Annotated in this window: 2 protein-coding genes; both read left to right on the forward strand. The window is 76.5% G+C overall.

What is annotated here, in order from left to right; all coding sequences use genetic code 11:
- The first annotated feature begins 64 nt into the window (after positions 1 to 64).
- On the forward strand, positions 65 to 1,417 hold the full coding sequence (locus ACF1BE_RS07770) for a serine hydrolase domain-containing protein (protein ID WP_392198067.1): 1,353 nt from the start codon (positions 65 to 67) through the stop codon (positions 1,415 to 1,417).
- Positions 1,418 to 1,742: 325 nt separating this feature from the next.
- Positions 1,743 to 20,675 (forward strand): non-ribosomal peptide synthase/polyketide synthase, encoded by an 18,933-nt coding sequence (locus ACF1BE_RS07775; protein WP_392198068.1) that lies wholly within the window; start codon positions 1,743 to 1,745, stop codon positions 20,673 to 20,675.
- Positions 20,676 to 20,679: the final 4 nt, after the last annotated feature.

Consider the following 20,679-nt stretch of genomic DNA (forward strand, 5'->3'; position numbering starts at 1 on the left):
CCGCTCTCCAGGGCCGCACCGGCACACCCGCACATGAGACCCACCCAACGGGAGTCCCCTTCTCATGCCCTACACCAGCCACACCGCTCCGGCCGCACCCCTGACGCCCGCGCTGTTACGGGCGGAGCTGCAGGACCGCCTCGACACGCTCGCCCGGACCCACCGGGTACCCGGCGCCCAGCTCGTCCTGGACACCGGTACCGACCTCGTCGCCGTGCACACCGGCGTCGCCGACGCGGCGTCCGGCACGCCCTTCACCGCGGACACGGCCGTCCCCCTGGGGTCGCTCACCAAGCCCTACACCGCCGCCCTCGTCATGCTGCTGGCCGACGACGGCGACCTCGACCTCGACGAGTCCGCCGCCGGGCAGCTCCCGGAACTGCGAGACACGCCCGGGGTGACGGTCCGCCACCTGCTCAGCCACACCGGCGGCCTGCCCACCGGGCCCGACTCCGACACCGCCGCCGAGACCACCGCCGCCCGCTGCCTCGCGGCCGTCTGCACCGCCCGCGACCTGCTGTTCGCGCCGGGCACCGACTTCTCCTACTCCAACGCCGGCTACGTCGCCGCCGGCCGGCTGGCCGAGACCGTCACCGGCATGCCGTGGCACGAGGCGGTGAGCGCACTGCTCCTCGAACCGCTCGGCACGGCACCCGCGTTCGTCGGCGACAGAGCGCCCCGCCGCCCCGTGGCCGCCGGACACGCCGTCAACACCGCGACGGGCCGGGCCCGTCCGGCCCGGCAGACCCTGGCACCGCTGGAGGCGCCGGCCGGTGCCCTCCTGGCGAGCGCCCTGGACCTGGCCGCGTTCGGCAACGCGCTGATCGGACGCTCCGACGTCCTGCCGCCCGCCGTCAGCAAGGAGATGCGCCGCGCCGAGACCGCCGCCCGCCCCGGCGCGCTGGCCGACGGCTGGGGCCCCGGCCTCGCCCTGTACCGGCAGGACGACCGCGTGTGGTGCGGCCACGACGGCAACGCCCAGGGCACCTCCTGCCATCTGCGGGCCGACCCGGAGAGCGGGATCGTGGTCGCCTTCACGGGCAACTCCGCGAGCGCCACCGCTCTCTGGCGCGACCTCACCGGCGAACTGGCCCGGCTCACCGGCATCCGGGTGCCCGCCGCCGCCCAGGACACGGACCGGGGCCGGCCCGTGGCCCTGCCCGAGTGCCTGGGCGCCTACCGCAACGGCACCACGACGTACCGCGTCGCAGCCGGGCCGGACGGCACGCCGGCCCTGTCCGTGGACGGTGACCTGGCCCTCCCGCTGGTCTGCTATGCCGACCTCTCGTGCGACCTGGTCGACCCGGCCACCGGCCGCCTCGAACCCGGCGGCCGTTTCCACCGCGACCCCGCCACCGGCCGGATCGACCGGGTCCAGATATCCGGGCGCACGGCACGCCGTACCGACGACGGCTGAGTCACGCACACCGCCGGACCCGGCGGCCGGTCACCGGCCAGGTGGGCCCGCGCCCCCGGACCGCGCGGTCCGGCCACCGGCCCCGGCACCGGCACCGACCGGGCCGGCGGCACCACCGGCGGCCGGCACGCACGGCCGCCGGACCAGCGCCGGCCCGCACCCACGGATACCGGATCACCGCTCCCGCCCGCAGTTCCCCGCACCGTCGCGCACGCCCGCCGTGCCGCCGTGACCCACCGCACCGCCCCGCGGCGGGACGCGGCGCTGCCCGCGTCCGCCTCCGCAGCCCGCGCCGTACCGCCCCGCCCTCCTAAGGACTTCACCCATGACGGACCTGCACGACAAGCCCGCGCCGGCGTCCTCCCTGCCGCGGGCCGGCGACACCGCCGGGGCGCCGGAGAGCGCCGCGGCCGCGGCGTACCCGACGCTCGGCGAGCTGTTCACCGCGTGGGTGACCCGCACCCCGGACGCACCGGCCCTCACCGACGGCCGGCGGACCTGGACCTACCGCGAACTGGCCGACCGCGCCGACCGGCTGGCCGGGTACCTGACGCGGCACGGAGCGGGCCCCGACCGGGTGGTAGCGCTCGTGCTGCCGCGCTCCATGGAGCTGATCGCGGCCGAACTGGCCGTCGCCCGGGCCGGCGCGGCCTTCCTGCCCGTGGACCCCGCCTATCCCGCGGACCGCCGGGCGCTGATGCTCGCCGACGCGGCGCCCGCGGTCGTCCTCGACGACCCGCGGCGGACCGGCGAGCTGCTCGACACCGCGGACGGCACGGGGCACGCGGCCGAGGCCGACGGCACGGCCGGAACCGGCGCCGACCACGCCGCCTACGTCATCTACACCTCCGGTTCCACCGGCACCCCCAAGGGCGTGACGGTCACCCACCGCGGCATCGGCGGCTTCACGGCCGCCGCCGCCGAGCAGTACGCCGTCGGCCCCGGCGACCGCGTGCTCCAGTTCTCCTCGCCCAGCTTCGACGCCTCCGTCCTGGAGCTGTGCGTCTCCGTCCTGTCCGGTGCCACGCTCGTCGTACCGCCGCACGGGCCCTGGCTCGGCGACGAACTCGCCGCCGTCCTGGACGAGCACCGCATCACCCACGCCCTCATCCCGCCGGCCGCGCTGGCCACCCTCCCCGACCCGGGGGAGGGCACCGCGAGATCACTGCGCACCCTGATCGTGGGTGCCGAGGCATGCCCGGCCGGGCTCGTCGACCGCTGGGCCCCCGGCCGCCGCATGATCAACTCCTACGGCCCGACCGAGGCCACCATCGTCGCCACCTGGACCGGGCCGCTCACCGCCGGCCGGGGCACCCCGACCATCGGCGACGCCCTGCCGCACACCCGGGTGTACGTCCTCGACACCGCGATGCGGCCCGTGCCGCCCGGCACGGACGGCGAGTTGTTCGTGGGCGGCGACGCGGTCGCCCGCGGCTACCTGGGCCGGCCGGGCCTGACCGCCGCCCGCTTCGTCGCGGACCCCTTCGGCCCGCCCGGAGCCCGCGTGTACCGCACCGGCGACCGGGTGCGCCGGACCGCCGACGGCGAGCTGGAGTACCTGGGCCGGCTGGACCGGCAGGTGAAGATCCGCGGCTTCCGGATCGAACCGGGCGAGATCGAGGCGGCCCTGCGCCGGCTGGCCGGGGGCGCCGTCGGCGAGGCCGTGGTCGTGGTCCGCGAGGACGAACCGGGCCATCGCCGCCTGGTCGCCTACGTCACCCCGACCGACCCGCGGGGGGCGGCCGGGTCCGGGGATGCGGTGGTGCCCGCCGGGGCGGTCCGCTCCGCGGACGCGGTGGCCACCTCGGCCGGGGCCGGCGGGGAGGCGCTTTCCGGCCAGGCGGCCGAGTCCGATGGCACAGACGCTCCCGACGGGGCGACCGGGGCCGGGAGAAGAACCGGCGCCACGGGCGAAGACCGCCCCTCCGGTGCGCCGGCCGCCGGCCACCCGCCCGTCCCCTCCGTCCCCTTCACCTCCGCTCAGCACCTCGGCACGGCCGGTGCCGCCACCCCCGCCCGCCCCCTCGACCCGGCCGCGTTGCGGGCCGAGCTGGCCGCTGTGCTGCCCGGGCACATGGTGCCTGCCGCTGTCGTGGTGCTGGAGCAGATGCCGCTCACCCCGCAGCACAAGATCGACCGGCGGGCCCTGCCCGCTCCGGAGCGGGTGTCCACGGCGGGCCGCGTGCCGCCCCGCTCGCCCCGTGAGCGCTCCCTCGCCGCGATCTGGGCCGACGTCCTGGGCGTCGACGAGATCGGCGTGACGGACGACTTCCTGGACCTGGGCGGCGACTCGGTCCTCGCCGCACGCGCCCTGTCGCGCATCCGCGACGAGCTGGGAGTGCGGCTGAGCGTACGGGACGTCTTCACCGCCCGTACGGTCGCCGCTCTGGCGCCCCTGCTCGGTGACCCCTCCGCCGCCGCCCCGCCGGAACCGATCCCGCCGGCCCCCGGCGAGGGCGTCCTGCCGCTGTCCAGCGCGCAGCGCCGGCTGTGGTTCCTGGACGACCTGACCGACGGCGGCACCGAGTACAACACCGGCGTGTCCCTGCGGCTGCGCGGCGCGCTGGACACGGACGCGCTGCACCGGTCCCTGCACCGCCTCGCCGCCCGGCACGCCTCGCTGCGCACCACGTTCACCACCCTCGACGGACAGGGCGCCCAGCGTGTCGCCGCCGACCCCGCCCTGCCGCTGCGGACGGCCGACCTCACCGACGTACCCGGAGCGCGCCGGGCCGAGGCGGCCGAGGACCTGCTCACCGGGGAGCTGTGCCGCCCCTTCGACCTGGCGGCCGGCCCGCTCACCCGCGCGCTGCTCGTCCGGCTCGCCGAGGACGACCACCTGCTGCTGCTGGCACAGCACCACATCGTCACCGACGGCTGGTCGGTGGGCGTCCTCACCCGGGAACTCGCCGCCCTCTACCGCGCCGAGGCCACCGGCGAACCCGACGGGCTGCCCCGGCCCGCCGTGCAGTACCCGGACTTCGCCGTGTGGGAGCAGCGGCAGCGGGCCGGGGACAAGGACAGCGCCGACCTGGCCTACTGGAGACGGCACCTGTCGGACATCCAGCATCTGGAGCTGCCCACCGACCGGCCGCGTCCGGCGGTGCGCACCACTTCCGGAGCGGCCCACCACCACCGCCTCCCCGCGGAGCTGACGGCCCGGCTGCGCCACCTGGCGACGGGCCGCGGCACCACCGTGTTCACCCTGTTCGCGGGGGCCGCGGCCCTGTTGTTCGCCCGCTACTCCGGGCAGCGGGACGTGGCGTTCGGCACCGTCACCAACGGGCGGGACCGCCGGGAGCTGGAGGACGTGCCGGGCTTCTTCGCCAACACGGTGGTGCTGCGCACGGAGGTGGACGAGCGGGCGACCGTCGACCGGTTCGTGGAGAGCATGCGGACCACGGTGCTGGACGCCTTCGCCCACGACGGCGTGCCGTTCGACCGGGTGGTGGAGGAGCTGGCGCCCACCCGGGACCCCAGCCGCACCCCGCTGGTGCAGGCGCTCGTCGTCCAGCAGACCCCCCTCGGCGTGCCGCCCCTCGCCGGCGGCCTGCGCCTGGAGGAGCATCCGCTGCCCCGCCCGGCCGCCCGCTTCGACCTGGTCCTGGAGTTCACCCCGGACGCCGAGGGCGGCTGCGCGCTGACCGTCGAGTACAACACCGACCTGTTCGAGGCCGCGACCGTGGCCCGCCTGACCGGTCATCTGCACCGTCTGCTCGAGGGCATGGCGGACGGCCCGGGCCGCACGCTGGCGGAGCTGTCCATGCTGTCGGCCGCGGAGCAGCACACCCTGGTGGACGTCTGGAACCCGCCCGCGCGCCGGAGCCGGGACACCGGTGACGTCACGCTGCCCGGGCTGTTCGGCGCCCAGGTCGCCCGGACCCCCGGCCGGACCGCCGTCGTCTGCGGTTCCGACCGGCTCGACTACGCCGAGACCGACCGGCGCGCCAACCGGCTGGCGCGGCTGCTCGTCGCGCGCGGCGCCGGCCCGGAGACCCTGGTAGCGCTGTGCCTGCCGCGCTCCGTCGACCTCGTGCCCGTGCTGTGGGCGGTGCTGAAATCGGGCGCGGGCTACCTGCCCGTGGACCCCGCCTACCCCGCCGAGCGGATCCGCTTCATGCTCGACGACGCCCGGCCCGCCCTCGTCCTCGCCACCCGCGACACCGCGTCCGCGCTGCCCGAGGACTGCGTCCCGCTGCTCCTGGAGGACTGCGCGGGCCAGGACGCGCCCGGCCCGGACCTGACCGACGCCGACCTGACCGACGCCGACCGGATCCGGCCGCTGCTGCCGGACCATCCCGCCTACGTCATCTACACCTCGGGCTCCACCGGGCGCCCCAAGGGGGTCGTGGTCACCCACCGCAGCGTCGCCGCGCTGGCCGCCTGGGCGGGGGAGCGGTTCGGACCTGACGGGCTCGCCCATGTGATCGCCTCCACCTCCCTCAACTTCGACGTCTCGGTCTTCGAGCTGCTGTGCCCGCTGCTGGCCGGCGGCTCCGTGGAGGTGGTCGCCGACCTGCCGGCCCTCGCCGACACGCCGGCCCCGCGCAGCGCCGGGCTGCTCAGCGGAGTGCCCTCCGTCGTCTCCCGGCTGGTCGCGGGCGGTACGGCACCCGTGTCGGCGGACACCGTCGTCCTGGCCGGTGAGGCACTGCCCGCGCAGACGGTGCACGACGTGCGCGCCGCCATGCCCGCGGCCCGGATCGCCAACATCTACGGCCCCACCGAGGCCACCGTGTACGCCACCGCCTGGTTCGCCGACGGCCGGCTGCCGGAGCAGGCCCCGCCCATCGGCGAACCCGTGGCCGTCACCCGGGCCTACGTCCTGGACGGCGCCCTGCGGCCCCAGCCGCCCGGTGTCACGGGGGAGCTGTATCTCGGGGGCGGCGGCCTGGCGCGCGGCTACCTGAACCGTCCCGGGCTGTCCGCCGCCCGCTTCGTCGCCGATCCGTTCGGCGCGCCGGGCGAGCGGATGTACCGCACCGGCGACCTGGTGCGCCGCCGGGCCGACGGCCGGCTGGAGTACCTCGGCCGGATCGACCAGCAGGTCAAGGTCCGCGGCTTCCGGATCGAACTGGGCGAGGTGGAGGAGGCGTTGCGCCGCTGCGCCGGTGTGGCCGAGGCGGCGGCCACCGCGGCGGCCACCGACGGCCACCGGCGCCTCGTCGGCTATGTCGTCCCGGCCCCCGGAGCGCGGGTCGACCCCGAGGCCGTACGCCGGGAACTCGGCCGTACGCTGCCCGACTACATGGTCCCGGCGATTGTCGTCGTGCTGGACGGCCTGCCGCTCAACCCCAACGGCAAGATCGACCGCGGACGCCTGCCCGACCCGGGCCCCGCCGTGCGGGCCGTACGCCACGTCGCCCCCCGCACCCCCACCGAGCACGCCCTCGCCGCGATCTGGGCGGACGTGCTGCACGTGGAGCGGATCGGCGTCGACGACAACTTCTTCGAACTCGGCGGCGACTCCATCCTCAGCATCCAGGTGGTGGCCCGGGCCCGGCAGGAGGGCCTGATGCTGACCTCCCGGGACCTCTACCAGCACCAGACGGTCGCCGCCCTCGCCCGCTGCGCGGACGCCGCCGGAAGCCCGCGCGCGTCGGTCCCGGTGCCGGAGGCGGCCACCGGAGCGGCCCCCCTGACGCCGATCCAGCACTGGTTGTTCGGCACGGCCGCCGAGCGGGCCGGCCACTTCGCGCAGGCGCTGTCCGTGCAGGTTCCCGACGACCTGGACGCGGCGGCACTCCAGGACGCGCTGAACGACCTGGCCGCCCACCACGACGCCCTGCGCTCCCGCTTCACCGCCGGTGACGGCGATGCGCGGGTCAGCTGGTCCATCGCGGACCGGGCGCCCCGGATCGTCCTGGGCAGGCACACGGGCCCGGACCCGGACACCCCCCACTTCGGCCCCTTCGACCTCGCCGGCGGGCCGCTGCTGCGGGCCGTGCTGCACGACCGCGGCCCCGGCCTGCCGCGGGTCCTGCACCTCGCCGTGCACCACCTGGTGGTCGACGGGGTCTCCTGGCGCATCCTGCTGGACGACCTGGACCGCGCCTACCGGGCCCGCCGCTCGGGCGACGACGGCACGGCGGCCCTGCCCGCGAAGTCCACCCCCGTACGGCAGTGGGCCCGCCGGCTGCACGCGCACGCGGCGGACGGCGGCTTCGACGACGAGCGGGAGTACTGGGCCCGGGAGGTCCCGGACACGGCTCCCGCCGTGCCCGAGCAGGCGGACGGCGCCAACACCTACGCCTCCCAGCGCGCGGTCACCGTCCGCCTGAGCCCCGAGGACACCGCGGTCCTGCTGCGCACCCTGCCCGAGACCTACCGCACCCAGGTCAACGACGTACTGCTCAGCGCCCTCGGCCGCGCCCTGTGCGCCGGGACCGGGCGGGAACGGGTGGTGGTCGACGTCGAGGGTCACGGCCGCGAGGAACTCTTCCCCGACCTGGACCTCAGCCGCACGGTCGGCTGGTTCACCACCCGCTACCCCGTCGCCCTGGCCGTCCCCGGGGACGCCGGCTGGGACACTGTCCTGAAGCGGGTCAAGGAGCAGCTGCGCGCCGTGCCCCGGCACGGCCTCGGCCACGACGCGCTGCGCCACCTGGCCGCTCCGGGCGCCGCGCCCGGCACCCCGCACGCGCAGATCAGCTTCAACTACCTGGGCCGGATGGGGCTGCCGGACGGCGGCGACGGCCTGTACCGGGGCACCGTCCGGCCGCTGGAGCTGGACGCCGACCCGGCCGCCGAGCGCCCGCACGCCCTGGAGGTCGTCGGCCTGCTCGACGGCGACCACCTGGAGTTCACCTGGTTCTACTCCGACCGGCTGCACCGGCAGGACACGGTCGAGGCCCTCGCGGAACGCTTCGCGGACGCGCTGGCGGACCTCGCCCGGTACGCCGCGTCGCCGGGCGCCGCCGGACGCACCCCGTCCGACTTCCCGCTGGCCCGGCTCGACCAGGCCGCCGTGGACCGTGTCACCGGCGCGGACCCGGCCGCCGTGGCGGACGTCCTGCCCCTCACGCCGACGCAGGCGGGCATGCTCTTCCACGGGCTCTCCCAGGACGACCGCGGCGTCTACTTCCAGCAGCTGACCTTCGTCCTGGACGGCGTACCGGACCCGGGGGCACTCGCCGCGGCCTGGCAGCACGTGACCGACCGCACCGAGGTGCTGCGCGGCCGGGTCGTCTGGCAGGACATACCCGAGCCGGTGCTGGTGGTGCAGCGCCACGCGGACCTGCCGGTCACCCACCTGGACTGGCGCGACCTGACCGAGGACGAGCGCCGCGCCCGCCTGGACGACGTCCTGGCCCGCGACCGCGCGGACGGCATCGACCTGACCCGGGCCCCGCTCCAGCGCCTGCTGCTCGCCCGGGTGTCCGGCACCGCCGTGCGCGTGGTGTGGTCCTTCCACCACCTGCTCCTGGACGGCTGGAGCCTGTTCCAGGTGCTCACGGACGTCTTCACCCGGCACTCCGGCACCGCACCGGAGACCGGCCGGGAGCGCCCGCCCTACCGCGACTACCTGGCCTGGCTGCGCGGACGTGACACGGCCGAGGCCGAACGGCACTGGCGGCACCGTCTGTCCGGCCTGACCGAGGCCACCCCCCTGCCGTACGACCGCGAGCCGCGCGAGAGCCACCGCGCCGAGTCCACGCACGAGGTCCGGGCCACCGTGCCCGCCGCCGCGACCCGGGCGCTGGAGGAGCTGGCGCGGACCTCGGGCCTGACCCTCAACACCCTCGTGCAGGGCGCCTGGGCGCTGCTGCTGGGCCGCCAGGCGGGCCGCGACGAGGTGGTGTTCGGCACCACCGTGTCCGGACGGCCGCCCGAGCTGCCCGGCTCCGACGCCATGACCGGCCTGTTCATCACCACCCTGCCCACCCGGGTCACCGTCCCGGCCCACGGCACCCTCGTGGACTGGCTGCGCGCACTCCAGCGCGACCAGAGCGAGGACCGGCGCTTCGACCACGTACCGCTCACCCGGATCAGGACGTTCACCGGACTCCCGGAGCGGGTCGGCCTGTTCGACAGCATCGTCGTCTTCGAGAACTACCCGGTGGACGACGGTCTCGCCGCCGCCCACGGGCTGCGCCTGAGCGGCCTGGAGGGCATCGAGACGACCAACTACCCGCTGAGCCTGACCGCCTACCCGGGCCCGGAGCTGACCCTGCGCCTCGGATACGACCCGGAGCTGTTCGACACCGGCACCGCCGAGCGGCTGGCCGAGTACCTGACCGTGCTGCTCACGGGCATGCCCGGCGCATCCCCCCGCCCGCCGGCCCGGCTGCCGCTGCTCAGCGCGGACCGCCGCGCACAGGTGCTGCGCACCTGGAACGACACCGCCACCGACCTGCCCGACACCACGGTCGCCGCTCTCTTCGCCGCGCAGGCGCGCCGCACCCCCGACGCGGTGGCGCTGGAGGCCGGAGCCGAGCGCGTCACCTACCGCGAACTCGACGCGCGGTCGGCGCGCCGGGCGGCCCGGCTGGCCGCGCTCGGCGTACGGCCGGAACGCCCGGTGGGCGTGCTCGTGGACCGCTCCGTGGAACTGGTCGTCGCCCAGCTGGCCCTCGCCCGCACCGGCGGGGTGTACGTCCCGCTGGACGGCCGGGCCCCGCGCGAGCGGCTGCGCCGGATGCTGGCCGAGGCCGGAGCGGACCTGCTGCTCACCGACGCCGCGTGGGAGGAGACCGCCCGGGAGCTGCTGCCGGGCGACCGCGTCCTGCGGGTCGACGGCCCGGCCGGGGCGGACCACCCCGCGCCCGCCCACGCCGTCCACCCCGACAACGTCCAGTACCTGATGTTCACCTCGGGCTCCACCGGCGTCCCCAAGGGGGTCGCCGTGCGCCAGCGGGACGTCGTCGCGCTGGCCCTGGACCGGGCGTTCGCCGGGCACGACCGGGTCCTCGTGCACTCGCCGCACGCCTTCGACGCCGCCACCTACGAGGTGTGGGTGCCGCTGCTGCGCGGCGGCACGGCCGTCCTCGCCCCGCCGGCCGACCTGGACGCCGCCGCGGTCCGCCGTGCCGTCGCCGAGCAGGGCGTCAGCTGCCTGTGGCTCACCGCGGGGCTGTTCCGCCTCCTCGCCCAGGAGGACCCGGGCTGCCTGCGCGGCGCCCGGGAGGTGTGGACGGGCGGCGAGGCCGTGCCGGGCGCGGTCGTGCGCCGGGTGCTGGACGCCTGCCCCGGCCTGACCGTCGTGGACGGTTACGGCCCCACCGAGACCACCACGTTCGCCACCCGCCGCGTCTTCCGCGCCGGCGACCCGCTGCCCGCGGTGCTGCCCATCGGACGCCCGCTGGACAACACCCGCGTGTACGTCCTGGACGGCGCCCTCCAGCCCCAGCCGCCGGGTGTCCCCGGCGAGCTGTACATCGCCGGCGCGGGACTCGCCCGCGGCTACGCCGGCCGTCCCGGCGCGACCGCCGCCCGCTACCTCGCCGACCCCTTCGGACCGGCCGGCGCGCGCATGTACCGCACGGGAGACATCGTGCGCTGGAGCGCCGACGGCGAACTGCACTTCGTCGGCCGCGCCGACGACCAGATCAAGATCCGCGGCTTCCGTGTCGAACCCGCCGAGATCGAGGCCCGGCTCACCGCCCACCCCGACATCACCGAGGCCGTCGTCTCCCTGTACGAGGACGCGGGCCGCAAGCGGCTCGCCGCCCACCTCGTGCCGGCCGAGGGCGCCGCGGCGCCCTCCGCCGCCGCGCTGCGCGACCACCTCGCGGCCGGGCTGCCCGACTACATGCTGCCGGCCGCGTTCGTCACCGTGTCCGCGCTGCCGCTGACCGGCAACGGCAAGGTCGACCGGCGGCGGCTGCCCGCCCCCGACTGGTCGGCGGGCGCCGAGGACGCCTACCGGGCCCCGAGCACCGAGGCCGAGCGGCTGCTCGCCGGGATCTGGGCCGACCTGCTCGGCGTGGAACGGGTCGGCGTGGACGACAACTTCTTCATGCTGGGCGGCGACTCCATCCTCAGCATCCAGGTCGTCTCCCGCGCCCGGGCCGCCGGCCTCACCCTCACCCCGCGCGACCTGTTCCGGCGCCCCACGGTGGCCGGGCTGGCCGCCGGCGGCGCCGCCGCGCCCGCCGTCGCCGGAACCGGACCGGTCAGCGGCGAGGCGGACCTCACCCCGATCCAGCACTGGTTCCTCGACCCGCGGCCGGCGCACGCCGCGTTCTTCAACCAGTCCGTCGTCATCGAGGCCGCCGGCCCGGTCGACGAGGACGCCCTGCGCCGCGCCCTCACCGCCCTGTGGGCCCACCACGACGCCCTGCGCGCCCGGTTCCACCTCGACGACGACGGCACCTGGCGCCAGCACATACCCGCCACCGACGGCCCGGTCCCCGAACTGCTCCAGGTCCACGACCCGGAGACCGAGGAACGGGTGACGGCGGCGGCCCACGCCGGACTGCGTCTCGACACCGGACCCCTGTGCGCCGCCCGCCTGTTCACCGCCGGCGGCACCCGGCCCGCCCGGCTGCTGCTCGTCGTCCACCACCTGGTCGTCGACGGCGTCTCCTGGCGGATCCTGCTGGAGGACCTGGAGACCGCCTACCGGCAGGCCACGGCGGGAGAACCCGTACGGCTGCCCGCCCGCACCACCTCCGTGCGCGAGTGGGCGCACCGGCTGCGCGAGCGTGCCGGGACCGGCTTCGCCGCCCGGCGCGACCACTGGGCGGAGACCGCCCGGCACTGCGCCGCCCCGCTGCCCGTCGACGGCGACGGCGAGGCCACCATGGCCGGCGTCCGCGAGGTCAGCGTGCGCCTGGACCGCGGGCGCACCGACGACCTGCTGCGCCGCGTCCCCGGCGCCTACCGCACCCGGATCGACGACGTCCTGCTCACCGCGCTGGGCCGGGTCCTCGCCGACTGGACCGGACGCGCCACCGTCGCCGTCGGCCTGGAGGGGCACGGCCGCGAGGACCAGCTGTTCGAGGACGTCGACCTGTCCCGCACGGTCGGCTGGTTCACCTCCCTGTACCCGGTCGCCCTCACCGTCCCCGAGGGCGACTGGGGAGCCGCGCTGAAGTCGGTCAAGGAGCAGCTGCGGGCCGTCCCCGACCGGGGCCTCGGCTACGGCGTCCTGCGCCACCTCGCCCGCGACGCGGCCCTCACCGGCACCCCGATGCCCGGCATCAGCTTCAACTACCTCGGGCGCTTCGACTGGTCCGCCGGCGGCGGCACCCTGATCGGCGCGGTGCCCGGCGGACTCGGCGGCGCGGAGGCACCCGGCGCCGAACGGCCGCACCTGCTGGACGTGATCGCCCGCGTGGAGGAAGACGAGCTGGAGATCACCTGGCACTACAGCCCCGGACGGCACCACGAGGACACCGTCACCGCGCTCGCCGAGGGCATGCTGCGGGCGCTGGAGGAGCTCGTGGCGCACTGCGCCCACCCCGACGCGGGCGGCCGTACCCCCTCGGACTTCCCGCTGGCCCGGCTCGACCAGGCGGCCGTGGACCGGATCGCCGGCGACGGACGCGAGGTCGCGGACGTGTACCCGCTGACGCCGATGCAGGCGGGCATGCTCTTCCACAGCCTGCTGGACCCCGACGGCCGGACCTACGTCAACCAGGTGCAGCTGGTGCTGTCCGGTGTCACCGACCCGCAGGCCCTCGCCACGGCCTGGCAGCACACCGCGGACGCCAACCCGGTCCTGCGCACCGGCCTCGTATGGCAGGAGACCCCCGAACCGCTCCAGGTCGTCCGGCACCGGGCCACCGTGCCCGTCACCCACCACGACTGGTCCGGACGCCCCGCCGACCACGGCGCCCGCGACCTGGACCGGCTGCTGGCCGAGGACCGGCAGGCCGGCATCGACCTGGGCACAGCGCCCCTGATGCGGCTGATGCTGATCCGGCTGGCGCCGGACCGGGTGCGCCTGGTGTGGACCTTCCATCACGTGCTGCTCGACGGCTGGAGCGCGGCCCAGGTCTTCGACGAGGTCTGCGAGCGGTACGCGGCCCTGACCTCCGGGCGCCGCCCGCGGCCGGTCGAGCGCAGGCCCTTCGCCGACTACCTGCACTGGCTGGCCGGGCAGGACACCGGCCAGGCCGAACGGTACTGGCGCGAGACCCTCGCCGGTTTCCAGGCCCCCACCGAGCTGCCCCGCGACCGGCGGCCCGCCCAGGCCCACCGCGACGCCTCCTCCGGGACGGTGCGGGTGACCCTCGGCCGGGACGTCTCGGCGCGGCTGCGGGAGACCGCCCAGCGGGCGGGGCTCACCCTCAACACCGTCCTCCAGGGCGCGTGGGCGCTGCTGCTGGCCCGCTACGGCGGCGGTGACGACGTGGTGTTCGGCACCACCGTCTCCGGCCGGCCCGCCGGCCTGCCGGGGGTCACCTCGATGGTCGGCCTGTTCATCAACACCCTGCCCACCCGGGCCCGCGTCGACGGACGGCGCCTGCTGCCGGACTGGCTGAGCGAGCTCCAGACCGCCCAGTCGGAGGCCCGGCGCCACGACTTCGTCTCGCTGGCCCAGGTGCAGTCCTGGAGCGAGGTGCCCGGCGGTACCAGCCTGTTCGACTCCATCGTGGTGTTCGAGAACTACCCGTTCGACGAGGGCTCGCTCGCCCGGCACGGCCTGGCCATGGAGCAGGAACGGGACCTGGAGCCGACGAACTACCCGCTGAGCGTGGTCGTCGCGCCCGGGGACAACCTGGCCGTGAACCTCGACTACGACCCGGACGCGTTCGACCCCGCGACGGTCGAGGCGCTCGGGGAGGCCCTGCGCACCCTGCTGACCGGGATGGCCGACGACCCGGACCGCCGCCTCGCCGACCTGCCCCTCCTGGATCCGGCCGGCGGCCGTGACCTCGTCGGCCGGTTCGGCGGGCCGGTGCGTCAGGCACCGCGGGACACCCTGCCCGAGGCGTTCCGGCGGCAGGCGGAGCGCACGCCGCACGCCCCGGCCGTCCGTCACGGCGACACCTGCCTGACCTACCGCGAACTCGACGCCCGCTCCAGCCGACTGGCCCGGCGGCTCGTCGCCGCCGGCGCGGGACCCGAGCGCTTCGTCGCCCTCTGCCTGCCCCGCACCGCCGACCTGGTCGTGGCGCTCCTGGCCGTGCTCAAGAGCGGCGCCGCCTATCTGCCGGTCGACCCGCAGTACCCGGCCGAGCGCGTCGCGTTCCTCTTCGAGGACGTACGGCCCGACGCCGTGATCACCAGCGCGGAGACCGCCGGACGGCTGCCCGAGGGCCCGTTCACCCGGATCCTGCTGGACCGGGACCAGGACCCGGGCGCGGCCGTCCCCGACACGCCCGTCGGCGACGACGAGCGGCACGGCCCCCTGCTGCCCGGCCACCCGGCCTACGTCATCCACACCTCCGGCTCGACCGGCCGCCCCAAGGGCGTCGTCGTCACCCACGCGTCGGTGCTGGCCCTGACCGACTGGGCCGCGGCCGAGTTCACCGGCCGTGGACTGGCCCACGTGGTGGCGTCCACCTCGCTCAACTTCGACGTGTCGGTCTTCGAGATCTTCTCCCCGCTGCTGTCCGGCGGCTGCGTCGAGATCGTCCGCGACCTGCTGGCGCTGGCCGAACGCACCGGACCCTGGCGGGCCGGACTGCTCAGCGCGGTGCCCTCCGCCCTGGACCGGCTGCTCGCGGAGGACGCCGTACAGGTCACCGCGGACACGGTCGTCCTCGCGGGGGAGGGGCTGCCCGCCCGCACCGTGCGCCGGGTCCGCGAGGCCGTCCCCGGCTGCCGGGTCCTGAACATCTACGGCCCCACCGAGGCCACCGTCTACGCCACCGCCTTCACCTGCGACCCGGCCGACCCCGACCGCGACCCGCCGATCGGCCGCCCCGTGGGCGGCGCCCGCGCCTACGTCCTGGACGAGCAGATGCGCCCGGTGCCCGCCGGCGCGCCCGGTGAACTGTTCCTCGCCGGCACCGGCGTCGCCCGCGGCTACCTGGGCCGCCCCGGCCTGACTGCGTCGCGCTTCCTGCCCGACCCGTTCGGCCCGCCCGGCGCCCGCATGTACCGCACCGGCGACCTCGTCCGCTGGACGTCCGACGGCGACCTGCGTTACCTCGGCCGCGGCGACGACCAGGTCAAGGTGCGCGGCTTCCGCATCGAACTCGGCGAGCTGGAGGCCGCGCTGACCCGGCACCCGGCCGTCGCCGCCGCGGCGGCCCGGGTGGTCGAGCACGCCGGCCACCGCCGGCTGGTCGGCTACGCGGTACCCCGCGGGGCCGCCCTGCCGGACCCCGCCGAGCTGCGCGCCTTCCTCGCCCACAGCCTCCCCGACCACCTGGTCCCCGCCCTCGTCGTGCCGCTGGACCGGCTGCCGCTCGGCGCCACCGGCAAGCTGGACCGGCGGGCGCTGCCCGCACCCCAGTGGGCCGCCCCGGCCACCGGCGGCACCGCCCGGCCGCCGCGCACCGAGGCGGAACAGACCCTCGCCGCGATCTGGTGCGAGGTGCTCGGCGTGCCCGAAGTCGGCGCCGACGACAACTACTTCACGCTGGGCGGCGACTCCATCCTCGGCATCCAGATCGTCTCGGCCGCCCGCCGAGCCGGTCTCGCCCTGACCCCCCGGCACCTGTTCACCCACCAGACCCTCGCCGAACTCGCGGCAGCGGCAACGGAGTTCCATGGCCCCGCCGTCACCGCCGAGCAGGGACCCGTCGTCGGCGACGCGCCGCTCACCCCCGTACAGCACTGGCTGTTCGACACCCTGACCGGCGACCCCGCCCACTTCAGCCAGACGGTCTCCTTCGAGCTGGCCGAGGACCCCGGCGAGACGCTGCTGCGCGCCGCGCTGGCAGCCGTGCTGGAGCACCACGACGCGCTGCGGATGCGCTTCGAACCGGCCGGGGACGGGCGGTGGCGGCAGTACGGCACACCGCCCGGCGACGGCGCCCCGCACCTGGAGGTGCACCACCGCGCGGCCGTCCCCGAGGTGGCCGCCGCCCTCGCCGCCGGGTTCGACCTGGCCGCCGGACCGCTGCTGCGGGCCGCGCTGTGCCGTCCCGGGGACGGCGGCCGGCCGGTGCTGGTCCTCGCCGCGCACCACCTGGTCGTGGACGCCGTGTCCTGGCGGCTGGTCCTGGAGGACCTGGACACCGCCTACCGCGCCCTGCGGGACGGCGAACGGCCCGCCCTCGGCGCCAAGAGCACCTCGTTCGCGGCCTGGGCCCGGCAGCTCGCCGCCCACACCGCGGCGGGCGGCTTCGACGGCGAACTCGCCCACTGGCGCGACCTGGACACCGGCACCGCCCTGCCCACCGACCACCCCGGCGGCGCGAACACCGCCGCCGTCGAGGAGAGCGTGACCACCGCACTCGGCGCCGAGGACACCCGCCGGCTGCTCCAGGACGTGCCGGAGGCGTACCGCACCCGCGTCAATGACGTCCTGCTGTGCGCGCTGGGCCGCGTCCTGGCCCGCTGGACCGGCCGGGACCGGGTCGCGGTGACCCTCGAGGGCCACGGCCGCGAGGAGCTGTTCGACGCCACCGACCTCGCCCGCACCGCCGGCTGGTTCACCGCGATGTACCCGGTCGCCCTGGACGTGCCCCGGGACGCCGACACCGGCGCCGTCCTGAAGTCCGTCAAGGAGAACCTGCGCGCCGTCCCGCACGGCGGACTCGGCTACGGCGCGCTGCGCCACCTGCACCCCACGGCCGGCCCCGGCCTGCCCGGCCTGCCCCAGGTCTGCTTCAACTACCTGGGCCAGCAGGGCTGGACGCCCGCCCCCGGCGGCCTGCTGCACGCGCCCCACGGCGCACTCGGCGGCGGCATGGACACCTCCGCCGAACGCCCGCACCTCCTCGACGTGCTGGGCCGGGTGACCGACGGCCGGCTGGAGTTCACCTGGTCGTACTCCCGCGAGGTGCACCGGCACGAGACCGTCGCCCGGCTGGCGGCCGAACTGACCGTCGAACTGGAGGAGATCGTCCGGCACTGCGCCGAGCCCGGCGCCGGCGGCCGTACCCCGTCCGACTTCCCGCTGGCCCCGCTCGACCAGGCCGCCGTGGACCGTCTCGTGGGCGACGGGGCGGACGTGGTGGACGTGTACCCGCTCACGCCCACCCAGACCGGCATGGTGGTGCACGGCCTGGACGAGGCCGGACACGGCCTGTACGTCGAGCAGATCACGTTCGTCGCGGACGGCGCCCGGGACCCGGGACAGCTGGCCGCCGCCTGGCGGCACGTCGTCGACCGCACCCCCGTGCTGCGGACCTCCGTCGCCCTGCACGGCGTACCCGTGCCCCTCCAGATCGTCCACCGCGGCGTGACCCTGCCGGTCACCGAACACGACTGGAGCGGTGTGCCGGCGGACCGGCAGGAGACGGAACTGGAGCGGCTGCTCGCCGCCGAACGGGCCCGGGGCCTCGCCCTGGACCGGGCCCCGCTGCTCCGGCTCGCCCTGGTCCGGCTCGGCCCGGACGCCGTGCGGGTGGTGTGGACCTTCCACCACGTCCTGCTGGACGGCTGGAGCGTCTTCCACGTCCTGTCCGACGTCATGGCCGCGCACGCCGCCCTGGCCCGCGGCGAGCGGCCCCGGCTGCCCGACCGCAGGCCGTTCGCGGACTACGCCGGCTGGCTGGCCGCCCGCGACACCGGCCGGGCGGCGGAGCACTGGCGCGGCGTCCTCGCCGGCCTGAGCAGCCCGACCCCACTGCCGTACGACCGCAGGCCCGCGCCGGGCACCACGGCCCGCTCCGGCACCTGGCTGTCCCAGCGGCTCGGCACCGAGGAGACGCGCCGGCTCCAGGAGTTCGCCCGCCGGCACCGCCTCACCCTCAACACCCTGGTGCAGGGCGCCTGGGCGCTGCTGCTGGCGCGCTGGAGCGGGGAACGGGAGGTGTGCTTCGGCACCACCGTCTCCGGCCGGCCCGCCGACCTGCCCGGCGCCGACACCATCACCGGCCTGTTCATCACCACCCTGCCCGCCCGGACCGCCGTCGACGGCGGCGCGTCCTGCGCCGCCTGGCTGCGCGCCGTGCAGGAGGCCCGGGCCGAGGACCGCCGCCACGACCACATGCCCCTCAACGAGCTGCACGGACTCACCGCGCTGCCGTCCGGCACCGAGCTGTTCGACAGCCTGGTCGTCTTCGAGAACTACCCCGTCGGTGACGCGACTGCCGGCGCACACGGTCTGACCCTGCGGGACCTGGACGCCCGGGAGGCCACCAACTACCCGCTCACCGTCGTCGTCTCGCCCGGCGACCGGCTCGCCGTCGAACTCGGCTACGACCCGCGCTGCTTCGACCCGGCCACCGCCGGCTCCCTGGCCGGCCAGCTGCTGCACACCCTGCACGCCCTGGCCGCCACGGACGGCACCACCCGCCTCGACGACATCGACGTGCTCCCGCCCGCCGAACGGGACCGTCTGCTGCGCACACCGGCCCGCCCGGCGCACCCCCCGGTACCCGCCGCCACGCTGCCCGCCCTCGTGGAGGCCGCCGTCGACAGGTGGCCGACCGCCCCAGCCCTCGCCGCCCCCGGCACCCTGCTCACGTTCGCGCAGGCCGAGGCGGAGGCCAACCGGCTGGCACACGCGCTCATCGCCCGCGGCGCGGGCCCAGGTGACCTCGTCGCACTGCTGCTGCCGCGCTCGGCGGACATGGTGCTGGCCCAGCTGGCGGTGGCGAAGGCGGGCGCCGCGTTCCTGCCCGTCGACCCCGCCTACCCCGAGGAGCGGATCGCCCTCATGCTGCGCGACGCGGCCCCCGCCCTCACCCTCGACGCCAAGGAGATCGCCGGCCTGCTCGCCGCACCGTCGCCCGACACGCCCGGGCACCGGCCCACCGACGCCGACCGGACCCGCCCGCTCGACCTGGACGATCCGGCCTACGTCATCTACACCTCGGGCTCCACGGGCACCCCCAAGGGGGTCGTCGTCACCCACCGTGGGCTCGCCGCGTTCTCCGCCGCCGAGGCCGCCCACTACCAGGTGGCCCCCGGCGACCGGGTGCTGGCCTTCGCCACGCCCAGCTTCGACGCCTCCGTGCTGGAGCTGTGCATGTCCCTGCCGCACGGCGCCCGTCTGGTCGTACCCCCGCCCGGCCCGCTGCTCGGCGCCCAGCTGGCCGACGTGCTGCGCACCGAACGCGTCACACAGACCCTGCTGCCGCCGGCCGCGCTCGGCACCCTGCCGCCCGACACCCCCGGCACCCTGCCGGACCTGAAGACGCTGATCGTCGGCGCCGACGCGTGCAGCGCCGAACTCGTCGGCCGCTGGGCCCCGCACCACCGCATGGTCAACTCCTACGGGCCCACCGAGGCCACCGTCGTCGCCACCTGGTCCGCGCCCCTGCGCCCGGACGGCGCCGCCCCGCCCATCGGCCGCCCGCTGCCCGCCACCGGCGCCTACGTCCTCGACGCCCGGCTGCGGCCGGTCCCCGACGGCGTCACCGGCGAACTGTGGCTGTCCGGGCCCGCGCTGGCCCGCGGCTACCTGGGCCGCCCCGGCCTGACCGCCGCCCGGTTCACCGCCGACCCGTTCGGGCCGCCCGGCACCCGCATGTACCGCACCGGCGACCTGGTGCGCCGCGACGCCCACGGCGAACTGCACTACCTGGGCCGCACCGACCACCAGCTCAAGCTGCGCGGCCACCGCATCGAGGCGGGCGAGGTCGAGGCCGTCCTGGTCCGGGATCCGGGCGTGCTGGACGCCGTGGTGACCGTACGGGAGGACGAACCGGGCCTGCCGCGCCTGGTCGCCCACCTGCTCACGGCCCCCGGCGCCGAACCGCCCACCACCGCCGCACTGCGGACGCTGGCCGCCCGCTTCCTGCCGGGCCACATGATCCCCACGGCGTTCGTGGTGCTCGACCGCTTCCCGCTCACCGAGAACGGCAAGACCGACCGCGCCGCACTGCCCGCCCCGGCCCCGGCCGAGGAGCAGGAACGGGCCGGGCACGTGGCACCGCGCACGCCCACCGAGGAGGCCGTGGCGGCCATCTGGGAGGAGACGCTCGGGACGACGGTGGGCGCGGAGGACGACTACTACCTGCTGGGCGGCGACTCCATGCGCGCCCTGCTGATCGCCTCCCGCGCCAACGACGCGTTCGGCGTCACCCTCACCCCCCGCGACATCCTCGTCTCCCGCACCGTCGCCGCCCTGGCGGAACTCGTGGAGGACCAGGTGCTGAGCGAACTCGAAGCCGCCGCGTACGGCCACGACGGCGAGGACGGCGCGCACGACGGCCAGGACGGCCCACCCGCGGGGTACGGCCACCCCGCCCCCGACGACGAAGACGCCGCGTACGGCGGCCCCGACCACGACGAACGCTGAGGAA

This window comes from Streptomyces sp. NPDC014991, from assembly GCF_043080665.1.
GTDB lineage: Bacteria > Actinomycetota > Actinomycetes > Streptomycetales > Streptomycetaceae > Streptomyces.